9 protein-coding genes are annotated in these 12639 nt (G+C 59.3%); 5 read left to right on the forward strand and 4 right to left on the reverse strand.

The genetic code is table 11. The annotated features are described in order from the left end of the window. The first annotated feature begins 17 nt into the window (after positions 1–17). On the forward strand, positions 18–446 hold the full coding sequence (locus HFD95_RS13595) for a YhbP family protein (protein WP_167430349.1): 429 nt from the start codon (positions 18–20) through the stop codon (positions 444–446). Positions 447–480: 34 nt separating this feature from the next. Here the strand turns inward: HFD95_RS13595 and HFD95_RS13600 are convergent, their stop codons facing one another. Continuing rightward, positions 481–1002, reverse strand: a complete 522-nt coding sequence (locus HFD95_RS13600) for a type 1 glutamine amidotransferase domain-containing protein (RefSeq protein WP_010251739.1) — start codon at positions 1000–1002, stop codon at positions 481–483. Positions 1003–1146: 144 nt separating this feature from the next. On the opposite strand from HFD95_RS13600, the gene HFD95_RS13605 reads away from it, so the two are divergent. Next, positions 1147–1782, forward strand: coding sequence for an NAD(P)H-binding protein (locus HFD95_RS13605; RefSeq protein WP_033759652.1), 636 nt, complete (start codon positions 1147–1149; stop codon positions 1780–1782). On the opposite strand, the gene nrdG is transcribed toward HFD95_RS13605, so the two are convergent. Both nrdG and nrdD read right to left on the reverse strand, forming a co-directional pair. Beyond that, positions 1774–2241 (reverse strand): anaerobic ribonucleoside-triphosphate reductase-activating protein, encoded by a 468-nt coding sequence (gene nrdG / locus HFD95_RS13610; RefSeq protein ID WP_143789827.1) that lies wholly within the window; start codon positions 2239–2241, stop codon positions 1774–1776. The two genes, HFD95_RS13605 and nrdG, sit on opposite strands and share 9 nt — an antisense overlap. Continuing rightward, the gene (gene nrdD, locus HFD95_RS13615) at positions 2238–4376 is read right to left on the reverse strand and encodes an anaerobic ribonucleoside-triphosphate reductase (protein ID WP_167430350.1); all 2139 of its coding nucleotides are present in this window, start codon (positions 4374–4376) and stop codon (positions 2238–2240) included. The genes nrdG and nrdD overlap by 4 nt, the downstream gene beginning before the upstream one ends. A gap of 249 nt (positions 4377–4625) precedes the next feature. Between nrdD and HFD95_RS13620 the strand changes: the two genes are divergently transcribed. Next, complete coding sequence (locus tag HFD95_RS13620) at positions 4626–7016, forward strand: beta-N-acetylhexosaminidase (protein WP_167430351.1); 2391 nt, start codon at positions 4626–4628, stop codon at positions 7014–7016. Positions 7017–7049: 33 nt separating this feature from the next. Here the strand turns inward: HFD95_RS13620 and galR are convergent, their stop codons facing one another. Next, on the reverse strand, positions 7050–8051 hold the full coding sequence (gene galR, locus HFD95_RS13625; protein WP_010251726.1) for an HTH-type transcriptional regulator GalR: 1002 nt from the start codon (positions 8049–8051) through the stop codon (positions 7050–7052). A 190-nt stretch (positions 8052–8241) separates the two neighbouring features. On the opposite strand from galR, the gene HFD95_RS13630 reads away from it, so the two are divergent. Further along, positions 8242–10515 (forward strand): molybdopterin guanine dinucleotide-containing S/N-oxide reductase, encoded by a 2274-nt coding sequence (locus tag HFD95_RS13630; protein WP_167430352.1) that lies wholly within the window; start codon positions 8242–8244, stop codon positions 10513–10515. Positions 10516–10794: 279 nt separating this feature from the next. Next, a complete protein-coding gene (locus HFD95_RS13635) occupies positions 10795–12534 on the forward strand; it encodes a penicillin-binding transpeptidase domain-containing protein (protein ID WP_010251720.1) in 1740 nt (579 codons plus the stop codon). Positions 12535–12639 lie beyond the last annotated feature (105 nt).

A 12639-nucleotide genomic window follows, 5' to 3' on the forward strand; every position in this document is an offset into this window, starting at 1 on the left:
ACCGCCAGGAGTTTATCTTGTCCGATCACGCCCATCTGGTCCGCTATCTGAGAAAGCAGCATGTGCTTTCACTCTGCTGTACCGCCGACGATCAACTGTGGTGCGCTAACTGCTACTACGTCTTTGACGAGACGCGCATGGCCTTCTGGATCATGACGGAACCCGATACCCGCCACGGTGAGTTAATGGTGCAGAATCCGCAGGTTGCGGGCACCGTCAATGGCCAGCCCAGAAGTGTGCTGCTGATTAAAGGCGTGCAGTATCGTGGCCGGGTCAAACGGCTGGAGGAGACAACAGAGCAGATCGCCAGAGCCGCTTACCAGAAACGTTTTCCGGTCTCACGCAAAGTGTCGGCACCGCTGTGGGAGATTGTGCTGGATGAAGTGAAGATGACGGATAATGCGCTGGGATTCGGCAAGAAAATTGCCTGGCAGCGGGAGAAATAGGAACGCCCTTTTCAGCAGAAAAGGGCGTCGCGGCTTACAGCGCTTCGAGGATCCGCAGGGATTCACGATTAAAGGCCGGTAAATCGGCCGGGGTGCGGCTGGTGACCAGCTTATCGTCGTCTACTACCACTTCCTTATCATGGAAGTCGGCACCGGCATTGATCAGGTCAATGGCAACGGCTTTAACGGTAGTCATCTTGCGACCGCGCACGCCGTTAGCGCTAATCAGCAGCTGTGGCCCGTGGCAGATGGCAAAGATTGGCTTGCCGCTGGCGACAAACTCTTTGGTAAAAGCAACAAAACGATCGTCGCCGCGCAGGGCATCGGGCGAGTGACCGCCAGGCAGGAGCAGAGCGTCAAATTCAGCCGGGCTGACGTCATCAATGCTGCGATCGATGGTCACTTCCGCTTCGCCTTTCTTGCCTTTAACGACATTACCGGCTTGTTTCTCAATGGTAACCACCTCAAAACCAGCGCGTTTGTAAACTTCCGCAGGTGAGGTAAATTCTGAGTCTTCAAATTCATCGGTAATTAAAACCGCCACTTTCTTGCTCATTTTTTCCTCCTTCAGCATGTGGAGCGCGAGACGCGCTTTCCGGATAACGCTATAAGCCTGGTCGCTGAGAGTGAGAACGCAAGCCAGCCCGTTAAGATCAGCTATCTTTTAACCAGTCAGCAGTGAAATAAGGATGAATCTGAGATGAATCGCGTATTACTGACCGGTGCCACCGGCTTAGTCGGGTCGCATCTGCTGCGCTTACTGATTGAGGATCCACGCGTCGATGAGATCATCGCGCCAACCCGTCGGCCACTGCCCGCGATGAACAAGGTGGTGAATCCGGTTGAGGCCGATCTCACCGATGTACTCGGGCCGCTGCAAAGTTCGCTGGACACGGTGTTCTGCTGCCTGGGCACCACGCGTAAGCAGGCGGGCAGTAAACAGGCTTTTATCCACGTTGATTACACCCTGGTGGTGGACAGCGGGTTAAGCGGATTACGTCTGGGGGCGAAGCAGATGCTGGTGGTCAGTGCGCACGGGGCCAGTCGTCACTCGCCGTTTTTGTACAATCGCGTCAAAGGCGAAATGGAGAATGCGCTGCGCCATCAGGGCTGGCCGCGCCTGACGCTGGTGCGGCCTTCATTGCTGCTTGGGGATCGCGCGCAGAAGCGCCGGGGTGAAAGCCTGGCGGGACCGCTGTTTTCGCTGCTGCCGGGCAACTGGCGGGCGGTCAGCGCGCACGACGTGGCACGCTGTCTGCACCAGCAGGCTTTTACGCCGGGGAGTGAGAGCGTCAATATCATTGAGTCTGGCGAAATCCCGCGCCACTCAGCGTAACTGCCAGATAATCTGATTACGGCTGCCGCGCCATTGCAGCGTGGCATCCTTCTCCTCTTCGACAAAACGGCCATCGATCAGCACGTCGAGATAGACCAGCACAGCGCGCTGCGCCGCATTCAGCTCCTGCATCCGGTAACCGGTCCAGAGCCAGATATCTTTACCGGGACACGCCTGCCGCACCCGTTTCACCAGACGGCGAATGTGCGGCACGTTATGCGGATGCAGCGGATCGCCACCACTCAGCGACAATCCCTGGCGTGGAATGCGGGTGTCCTGCAAATCCGCCAGCAGTTGCTCCTCCATGGCAAGCGTAAAGGGCACGCCGGAGTCGAGCCGCCAGGTGCTCTGGTTATAACAGCCGCGGCACTGATGTTCGCAACCAGCGACAAACAGCGTGCAGCGGGTGCCGGGTCCATTAACGATATCCACATCATAGTAGCGATGGATGTGCATCATCCCAGCGGTCCTTCAGACAGATGCTTCACCCGACGCTGCACTTCCTGCTGTTTACCGGCGTTAAAGGGCCGCGCATCCGGGCTGCCCAGATAGCCGCAGACCCGCCGGGTAACGGAGACGCGCGCCGGATCGTGGTTGCCGCAATTCGGACAGGTGAAGCCGCGGCTGGTACAGGTGAACTCGCCGTTGAAGCCGCACTCGTAGCACTCATCAATCGGGGTATTGGTGCCGTAATAGGGCACGCGGTCGTAGCTGTAATCCCAGACATCCTCCAGCGCCTTGAGGTTGTGCTGCACATTCGGGTATTCGCCGTAACAGATGAATCCGCCATTCGCCAGCGGCGGATAAGGCGCTTCAAAGTCGATTTTGTCGTAAGGATTGACCTTCTTCTCAACGTCAAGATGGAAGCTGTTGGTGTAGTAGCCCTTGTCGGTAACGCCTGGCACCAGGCCAAACTGCGCCGCATCAAGACGGCAGAAGCGGTCGCACAGATTCTCGCTTGGCGTGCTGTAAAGGCTGAACCCATAGCCTGTTTCAGCTTTCCAGCGCTCGGTGGCATCGCGCATGTAAGCAATGATCTCCACGCCTTTGGCGCGCAGAGCCGCGTCATCGTAAGGATGCTGATGACCGCCGCTGAGCGCATTCAGGGTTTCATGCAGGCCGATATAGCCCAGCGACAGCGACGCACGGCCATTACGGAAAATAGGACCGACTTCATCATCCGCATTCAGCCGAACGCCACAGGCGCCTTCCATATAGAGGATGGGCGCCACGCGCGCTTTGGTCTTCTCCAGCCGCGCCACCCGCGTCATCAGCGCCCGCTTAGCCAGCTGCAGTCGCGCATCGAGCAGCGTCCAGAAGCGCGCTTCATCACCGCCCGCTTCCAGTGCGATGCGCGGCAGGTTCAGGCTGATTACCCCGATATTGTTGCGGCCCTCATGAATCTGCTCGCCGTTCTCTTCATAAACGCCAAGGAAACTACGGCAGCCCATTGGGGTTTTAAACGAGCCGGTGACTTTAACCACCTGATCGTAATTGAGGATGTCGGGATACATCCGCTTGCTGGCGCACTCCAGCGCCAGTTGTTTGATATCGTAATTAACGTCGCCCGCCCGGCGGTTGACGCCTTCGCGAATGCTGAACACCAGTTTAGGGAACACCGCCGTCTTGCGATTTTTACCCAGTCCGGCCAGCCGGTTAAGCAGAATCGACTGCTGAATCAGCCGGGCCGCCCAGTCCGTCCCCAGACCAAAACCAAAGGTGACAAACGGCGTCTGGCCGTTGGCGGTGTGCAGGGTATTCACCTCATACTCCAGCGACTGAAAGGCGTCGTAGCACTCTTTCTCCGTACGCTGGCGCGCATACTGCTCGGCCTGCGGGATCTGCCACTGCTCAGCAATCGCCAGATGCCGGGCATAGCTCTGCTCAACAAACGGGGCCAGCACTTCATCAATACGGTTAATGGTGGTGCCGCCGTAAATATGGCTGGCGACCTGCGCGATGATCTGCGCCGTCACGGCGGTGGCGGTGGCGATCGATTTAGGCGGCTCGATCTCAGCATTGCCCATTTTGAAACCGTTGGTCAGCATGCCTTTCAGATCGATCAGCATGCAGTTGAACATCGGGAAGAAAGGGGAGTAGTCGAGATCGTGATAGTGGATCTCGCCGCGCTCGTGCGCCAGCACCACATCGCGCGGCAGGATCTGCTGTTGTGCGTAGTGTTTTGCCACGATCCCGGCCAGCAGATCGCGCTGCGTCGGGATCACTTTGCTGTCTTTGTTGGCATTCTCGTTCAGCAGCGCCGCATTGGTCTGATCGACCAGTCCGCGAATGGCGTGATGTAACTGGCTCTGACGATCGCGGGCGACATCGCGATCGTGGCGGTATTCAATGTAGGCGCGGGCCAGTTGAGGGTAAGGGCCCGCCATCAGCGTCTCTTCTACTGCACACTGAATTTCACGGATATCCACTTCCGGACGATCGGCCAGCCGCAATGCCACGCGCTCAGCGACCTGCGCGCACCAGGCCGCGTCTTCTACTTCGGCTGCCCGTGCCGCCGCCGCCACGGCCTCCTCAATACGCTGTGCATCAAAGCCTGTCCGGCATCCATCACGCTTGATTACCACCGTCGCCATTTCTCTCTCCATAAACTACATATAGGGGTCGAAAGGATTCTATTCGCCACATGTAGTGATTGCTGAGAATTATTGCGATCAGATTTGACCTGAAACAAGGAAGCCTCAACCTGCTGGAAAACTCCGGCTGATGTAAAAAATCGGGTGCTGGTTCAGGTTTCCTGCAGGATCCACTGGCGGATTGGCGTGCAGCAACTTTAATCAACGTTCTGCCCTGTCAAAACGTTGACGTTACAAGGATGCCCGCCAATGTGGTTACCCCGTTCTTTGCTCCTGCTCCTGCTCCTGCTCCTGCTCCCGGCCCTCTGCCCGATCGCTCTGGCCAGTTCGCTGCCGCTGATGCCCTGGCCGCAACAGGTGGAACAGCCCGCCAGCGGCGGCACGCTTATCCTGACGCCGCAGCTGACGCTGCAAATCTCCGGCGATCATCTGGCGGGTGCTGAAGCGCGCTGGCTGGAGCGAATCAGTAATCAGACCGGCTGGCCGCTGTTGCCCGCCACCCAGCCGGTGGCAGCACCGACTATCCGCATCGTCATTGCGAAGGCGGTGGATCCGCAGCCGCTGCCTGATAGCGATGAGAGCTATCAGTTGCAGGTCGATGGCGACGGCGTCCTGTTAACCGCGCCCAGCCGTTTCGGCGCGATGCGCGGCATGGAAACCCTGCTGCAGCTGATACAAAACGGCGCACAGGGGACAACCATTCCTTACGTCACCATCCACGATCATCCGCGCTTTCCGTGGCGCGGCGTGCTGATCGATACGGCGCGTCACTTTATGCCGGTGGAGACGCTTAAACGGCAGATCGACGGCATCGCCGCCGCGCGCATGAACGTCTTTCACTGGCATCTTACTGACGATCAGGGCTGGCGCTTCGCCTCCAGCCACTATCCCCAGCTGCAGCAGAAAGCCAGCGATGGCAACTATTACAGCCAGCAGCAGATGCGGGAGATCGTGAAATATGCCACCGATCGCGGGGTGCGTGTGGTGCCCGAGCTGGATATGCCGGGACATGCGTCCGCGCTGGCGGTGGCGATGCCAGAGCTGATTAGCGCACCCGGCCCCTGGCAGATGGAGCGCGGCTGGGGCGTCTTTAAACCGCTGCTCGATCCCAGCAACGAACAGGTTTATCAGGTGATCGACACGCTGGTGGGTGAGATGGCGGCGATCTTCCCCGATCCCTGGCTGCACATTGGCGGCGACGAGGTGGATCCGACACAGTGGAACGACTCGCCCACTATCCAGCAGTTTATGCGCGACCACGATCTGAAAGATGCCCATGCGCTTCAGGCGTATTTCAATCAGCGGGTAGAGAAGATCCTGGAAGTCCATCACCGTCAGATGGTGGGCTGGGATGAGATTGCCCATCCCGACTTGCCGCGCAGCATTCTGATCCAGTCGTGGCAGGGCCAGGATGCGCTGAGCGCGCTGGCAAAAGAGAACTACCGCGGCATCCTCTCTACCGGTTTCTACCTCGATCAGCCTCAGCCTGCCAGCTATCACTACCGCAATGAGGTCACGCCACAGGGCCTCAACGGCCAGGATCGTCTGTGGCCAGGCGATCAGGCGCAGAGCTGGTCATTCACCATGCCGCGGCTGAAAGGCAGCCCGGTAAAGGGCAGCTTTACGCTGATACAGGGAGAACCAGGCTGGCGCGGTTTTATCGACTTCGATGGCAAAGCCCGCCGGATGGTCAGTCAGATCAACTGGCTCTCGACGCAGCAGGTGCGGTTTAGCGTGGATAGCTGGATGGGGCCGTTCCAGCCGGTGTTCACGCTGCAACAGAACGCCCTCAAAGGTTATGCAGAGGTAGGCAACGTGCGTTATCCCACCACCGGCCAACGGCTGGCTCAGACGCCTGCGGGCATCGCGCCCGCGCTGCCCACACCTGCGCAGGTGCAGCAAAATCTGCTGGGTGGCGAGGCGGCGCTGTGGGCGGAAAACATCAACAGCCAGATTATTGATACCAAACTGTGGCCGCGCGCCTTTGTGGTGGCCGAGCGGTTATGGTCGGCACAGGATGTCACCAATACCGACTCGATGTATTCGCGGCTGGCGGCGATGGATCGCTGGAGCAGCGTGTCGGTCGGAACGCTGCAACACGCGCAGACGGAGCAGCAGATGATGCGGCTGGCCAGTGGGCATGACATCGCCCCACTGCGGGTACTGGCCGAGGTGCTGGAACCGGCGCAATACTACACGCGCCAGCATCTCAAGTTTCAGGCGGGCCATTACGACTACCATGAACCCCTGAACCGGCTGGCAGATGTACTGCCCGCTGAGAGTGAGGCGGTACGTCAGCTGGAGCAGCAGGTCGCCGTGTTAATCGCCAATCGTAATAATCCGGCTGCCGCCTCAGCGGTTCGCGCGCCGCTGCAGCGCTGGCAGGCTAACACCAGCGCGGTGCTGCCGATCATTAACGCCAGTGCAACGCTGAAGCCGCTGGCACAGAGCGTGCAGCAGATCGAGGCGCTGAGCGCCATGGGCCTCGCGCTGGTTAATGCTTACGTTCGCAATCAGGCGTTTGGTGCCAGTGAAGTGGCGGAGATGCGTGCGACACTGGATGCCGCCGCAGAGGTACAGGATGAAACAGTGATTGCGCTGGTCAGGCCGCTGGAGACGCTGCTGCGCGCCTTTCAGTAAACGCTGCGGCCGGATAAACCGGCCATAGCGTCCTCAGGCCGGGCCGCTGACCGAGTGGCGGCGCACCAGGGTCGGACTGAACATGTGGGTCACTTCCGGCAGCGGCTGATTGTTGGCCAGCGCCAGCGCCAGCTGGGCCGCCTGCTGCGCCATGGTGACAATAGGATAGCGGATGGTGGTGAGGCGCGGTCGCACATAGCGCGAAACCAGCACATCATCGAAGCCGATCAGCGACATCTCTTCCGGCACCCGAACGCCGTTATCGCTCAGCACCGCCAGCGCGCCGGCGGCCATTGAGTCGTTGTAGCAGGCGACGGCGGTAAAATTCTTGCCGCGACCCAGCAGTTCCGTCATCGCCTGCTCACCGCCCACTTCATCCGGTTCACCCCAGGTGACCAGCCGATCGCTGCACGGCAGGCCATGTTCTTTCAGCGCATCGTAGTAACCCTGCAGGCGATCTTCTGCATCGGAGATGGTGTGGGTCGAGCAGATAAAGGCGATATTCTGGTGGCCAAGCTGGATCAGATGACGGGTTGCCAGCCAGGCACCGTAGCGGTCGTCGAGCGCGATACAGCGCTTTTCAAAGCCTTTTATCAGCCGGTTCAGCAGCACCATGCCAGGCACCTGCTTCATCAGCACTTCCAGCTCTGCATCGGGGATTTTCTTGGCGTGAACCACCAGCGCCGCGCAGCGGTGACGCATCAGTTGTTCAATCGCCTGCCGCTCTTTTTGCTCATTATGGTAACCGTTACCAATCAGCAAAAAGTTACCGGTGTCACCTGCAACCTCATCCACGGCTTTAACCATTGCGCCAAAAAAGGGATCGGAGACGTCACCGACAATCAGGCCGAGCGTTTCGGTCGATTGCTGCGCCAGCGCACGTGCGTTGGCATTCGGGTGATACTGAAGCTGCTCCATCGCCTGACCTACGGCCTGTCGGGAGCTGTCGCTGGCTTTGGGAGAATTATTGATTACACGGGAGACTGTGGCGACAGAAACGCCAGCCAGTCGCGCAACATCCTTTATGGTAGCCATGCGTTGACCTGCTTTGGGGAAAACGTTTACACATCGCATCAGTGTTACGGAAAAGGGCGGACACATCAACCCGACAGAATGCCAGCGTCGTCGCAAAAAGGGGTAAAAACGGTCACTGCTGCACGTCTTCTGCTGAGGCGTTGCACCATGCTATGCTCAATCTCCCACCTGGCTACCGTGAAAAACAACGATGAAAACCAAAGTGCCACATCTGGCGCACTGGGGCGCCTTTACCGCCGTAACTGAAAACGATCGCCTGATTGGCTGCGAACCTTTCTTCGCCGATGCCGATCCGTCACCGATGATCCACACCATTCCTGAACTGGTCTATTCCGACAAACGCATTCGTCAGCCGATGGTGCGGCGCTCGTGGCTGAAGTCACGTGAAAAGAGCGACCGTACGCTGCGTGGCCGGGAAGATTTTGTTGCCGTCGACTGGGAAACCGCGCTGGATCTGGTGGCGGAGGAGAATCGCCGCATTCGCGAGCGCTATGGCGCATCGGGCATTTTCAACGGCTCCTACGGCTGGTCATCGGCCGGACGTGTTAACCATGCCCGCACCCTGATTCGTCGCTTCTACTTTCAGGGCGGCGGCGGCGTTGATCAGCAGGGTAACTACAGCTGGGGCGCCGCGCAGTTCTTCCTGCCCTATGTGATTGGCACCTACATGCCGCTGACCGGGCGCGTCACCGAATGGCCGCAGGTGGTGGAACATGCCGAAATTTTTGTCGCCTTTGGTGGGCTGGCGCTGAAAAATGCCCAGGTCGCCTCGGGGGGCGCAGGGCAGCACAGCCTGAAACCGGCGCTGATGCAGCTGGCGGCCAAAGGCACGCCGGTGATCAACATCAGCCCGATGCGTGATGACTGCCCGGAATTTGTTAACGCCGAGTGGATTCCGATTCGCCCCAACACCGACGTGGCGCTGATGCTGGCGCTGGGTCATGAGATCACCCAGCGCGGCGCGGTTGACGAAGCGTTTCTCGCCAGCCACTGCACCGGCTGGCCGCAGCTGCGCGCCTATCTGCTGGGCGAAACCGACGGCGTGGCGAAAACCGCCGGCTGGGCCAGTCGTATCACCGGCATCCCGGCCGATCGCATTGTGCAGCTGGCGCAGCAGCTCACCGGCAAGCGCAGCTTTATTACCTGCTCCTATTCCGTTCAGCGCGCCCATCGCGGCGAACAGCCTTACTGGATGATGATTGCGCTGTCGTCGATGCTCGGCCAGCCAGGTTTGCCGGGCGCCGGTTTCTCTTTTGGTCACGGTTCGATGAACAGCGTCGGCAACCCGCGCCCGGAAGGTCCGGCTCCGATGATGAGCACCGGCCCCAATCCTTCCGGGCTGTCGATTCCGGTGGCGCGGATCAGCGATATGCTGCTCAATCCCGGCCAGCCTTACCGCTTTCAGGGCGAAACCCTGCACTATCCCGACATTCACATGGTGCACTGGGCGGGCGGCAATCCTTTCCATCATCATCAGCAGCTCAACCGGCTGGTGGAGGGCTGGCAGCGGCCCGATACGGTCGTGGTGCAGGATATCGTCTGGACACCCGCCGCGCAGATGGCGGACATCGTACTGCCCGCGACCACCACGCTGGAGCGCAATGACATCGGCGGCTCCTCCCGTGACCGCTTTGTGCTGGCGATGCATCAGGCGATTAAACCGCAGCATCAGGCGCGCAACGACTTCGATATTTTTGCTGACCTGGCGGAGCGCCTCGGCTACCGCGATACCTTCACCGAAGGGCGCAACGAGATGCAGTGGATCGCCCATCTTTATCAGCAGTGTGCGACGGCGCATCAGCGTAAAGGCATCGATTTCCCGTCGTTTGAGGAGTTCTGGCAGCGCGGCTTTGTGGAGATCCCCGAAGGGGGCAAACCCTATCAGTTTATGGATGATTTCCGTGCCGATCCGCAGGCCAATCCGATTAAAACTGCCAGCGGCAAAATCGAGCTCTTCAGCCAGACCATTGCGGACTACCAGCTGGACGATTTCGCCGGCCATCCGGAATGGCGTGAACCGCAGGAGTGGCTCGGTTCGCCGGTCAGCCGCGACTATCCGCTGCACATGATCTCGATTCAGCCTTCCGACCGGTTACACAGTCAGCTGGATGCGACAGAAACGGTGCAGGGCAATAAAACCGCCGGACACGAAACGCTCTACATGCATCCGCAGGATGCGGCCGCGCGCGGGCTGGTGGAGGGCGACGAGATAGAGGTGAGCAACGCACGCGGCGTGATGCTGGCGGGCGTGCGGATCACCGATGGCGTGACGCAGGGCGTAGTGATTATCGCCACCGGCGCCTGGTTTGATCCCGGCTTTGGCAAGGCGTGGCAGCCGCACGATCGCGCGGGTAACCCCAACGTGCTGACGCTCGATATCGGCACCTCGTCGCTGACGCAGGGGCCAAACGCCATGAGCTGCCTGGTGGAAATCAAAAAACATCAGGATTGCACAATAGCGTAAGGATCTCATGGCTGGTTACATTTTGCCGGTAACTGTTGCGTTTGAGAGATGGCAGCCGATCGATCCCTCTTGCTACATTCAGGGTCCCAGAGGTATTGATGGGTGAACATCAATAGATTTTCTTGATTACACCGACCTGCGCAGATGCGCAGGTTTTTTTTTGCCAGAAATCGGCTGCCGATAACGAACTGATACACAGTTTTCCTGTTATACGGCCAGCGCTTTCTTTATAACTGCTGGCACCAGCCCCTTTCTCTTTATTTTGCGCAGCGGAATGCCATGCCCCGGATTAAAAAACTACTGGGAAAAGACCAGATAAAAGCGCCGTTTAACCCTTTTCGTTTCCGACTGATCTGCCTGGGTGTCACGACCTGTCTGGTGGTGCTGCTGGCGCGCGTCGCGGACCTGCAGTTCCTGAATCAGCCGATGCTGGAGCACGAAGCGGATCAGCGATCGCTGCGTACCGTGACGCTGCCGACCAGTCGCGGCACGCTGCTGGATCGTAACGGTGAAGCGCTGGCGCTCAGCGTCCCGTCGCGCGACGTGATTGCCGATCCGCAGCGTGTGCTGGAGAGCAACCCCGATTTTACCAGTGCCAAATGGGCCTATCTGGCGGCGGCGCTTAACACCCGTCCCGAAGAGCTGGCGGCGCAGATCACCGCCAACCCGAAACGTCGCTTCCTCTATCTGGGGCGTAAAGTCGAGCTGGGCATCGCCAAAGATATTAAAGAGCTGAAGCTGAAAGGCATCAGCGAAGTCTATGACGACAGCCGTTTCTACCCGATGAGCGAGGCCTCTGCGCCGCTGATCGGCATCGTCGGGGCGGATAACGTCGGCCTGAACGGACTGGAAAAGGGCTTTGATAAAGTATTGCAGGGCGAGCCGGGCAAAGAGGTCTATCGGCAGGATGCCGCAGGCAATATCATCGCGATGATCAACTATCAGCCGCCGACCCAGCCGCCGACGGTACAGCTCAGCATCGACAAATATGACCAGTACACGCTCTACAGCAAACTGCGCGACGGCGTACTGATCAACAAGGCGGACTCGGGTGCGGCCGTGCTGGTGAAAATCGACACCGGCGAGATTCTGGCGATGGCCTCCTATCCGTCGTTCAACCCCAACAACTATGAAGGGGCAACGCCCGCGCAGATGCGTAACTCTGCCATCAATGACAGCTACGAACCGGGATCGACCGTCAAACCGTTAGTGGTGATGGAAGCGCTGGAGCGCCACCTGGTGCGCCCGGATTCGGTGATCGACACCACGCCTTACAGCGTTAACGGCCACCTGATCCGCGACGTCGGCCACTGGCCGCGCCTGACCATGACCGGCATTCTGCAAAAATCGAGCGACATCGGCGTGTCACACCTCGCGCTGGCAATGCCCGCCGAAGCGCTGGTCAACACCTATCATGCGTTCGGCCTTGGCAAACCGACCGGCTTAGGGCTGACCGGCGAAAGCGTCGGCTACTTTCCGTTGCACCGCACCCGCTGGGCAGATATCGAGCGGGCCACCTTCTCCTTTGGCTATGGCCTGCGTGTGACGCCGCTGCAGATTGCCCGCGAATACGCCACGCTCGGCTCCTATGGCATTTACCGTCCGCTGTCGATCACCCGCGTTACGCCACCGGTCATGGGACGCCAGGTCGCCAACCCGGAAACGGTGAAAGAGGTAGTGCACATGCTGGAGAGTGACGTCCTGCCGGGCGGAACCGGGCTGAAAGCCGCGGTGCCGGGCTACCGTCTGGCAACCAAAACCGGTACGGCGGAAAAAATGGGCACCAGCGGCAAGTATGATGGCGGCTACGTCAACTACACTGCCGGTCTCGCTCCCGCCAGTCATCCTGAAGTGGCGCTGGTGGTGATGATCAACCATCCGACGGCGGGCGATCACTTCGGTGGCTCGGTTGCTGCACCGGTGTTCGGCAATATCATGGGACCAGTACTGAAACACATGAATATTGCACCGGATGCCATCTACACCAAACCAGCGGCCACCCCTTCAGATAAATCTTAGATAAATCAGAGTGTAAGCGAGGCGTGAAGGATATTCACACCTCGTTGCACTTCCCCGAATTCGGTTGCGTTTTCCTGCTGTCTCCGCGCGGTCAATCAGTGCGAG

This window comes from Pantoea sp. EKM10T (assembly GCF_011800685.1).
GTDB classification, from domain to species: Bacteria; Pseudomonadota; Gammaproteobacteria; order Enterobacterales; family Enterobacteriaceae; genus Pantoea; species Pantoea agglomerans.

Excerpts from the sequence above, each read along its gene's own strand:
- HFD95_RS13600 (WP_010251739.1), bottom strand. The coding sequence starts at position 1,002 with ATGAGCAAGAAAGTGGCGGTTTTAATTACCGATGAATTTGAAGACTCA.
- HFD95_RS13605 (WP_033759652.1), top strand. The coding sequence starts at position 1,147 with ATGAATCGCGTATTACTGACCGGTGCCACCGGCTTAGTCGGGTCGCAT.
- nrdG (WP_143789827.1), bottom strand. The coding sequence starts at position 2,241 with ATGATGCACATCCATCGCTACTATGATGTGGATATCGTTAATGGACCC.
- nrdD (WP_167430350.1), bottom strand. The coding sequence starts at position 4,376 with ATGGCGACGGTGGTAATCAAGCGTGATGGATGCCGGACAGGCTTTGAT.
- HFD95_RS13620 (WP_167430351.1), top strand. The coding sequence starts at position 4,626 with ATGTGGTTACCCCGTTCTTTGCTCCTGCTCCTGCTCCTGCTCCTGCTC.
- galR (WP_010251726.1), bottom strand. The coding sequence starts at position 8,051 with ATGGCTACCATAAAGGATGTTGCGCGACTGGCTGGCGTTTCTGTCGCC.
- HFD95_RS13630 (WP_167430352.1), top strand. The coding sequence starts at position 8,242 with ATGAAAACCAAAGTGCCACATCTGGCGCACTGGGGCGCCTTTACCGCC.
- HFD95_RS13635 (WP_010251720.1), top strand. The coding sequence starts at position 10,795 with ATGCCCCGGATTAAAAAACTACTGGGAAAAGACCAGATAAAAGCGCCG.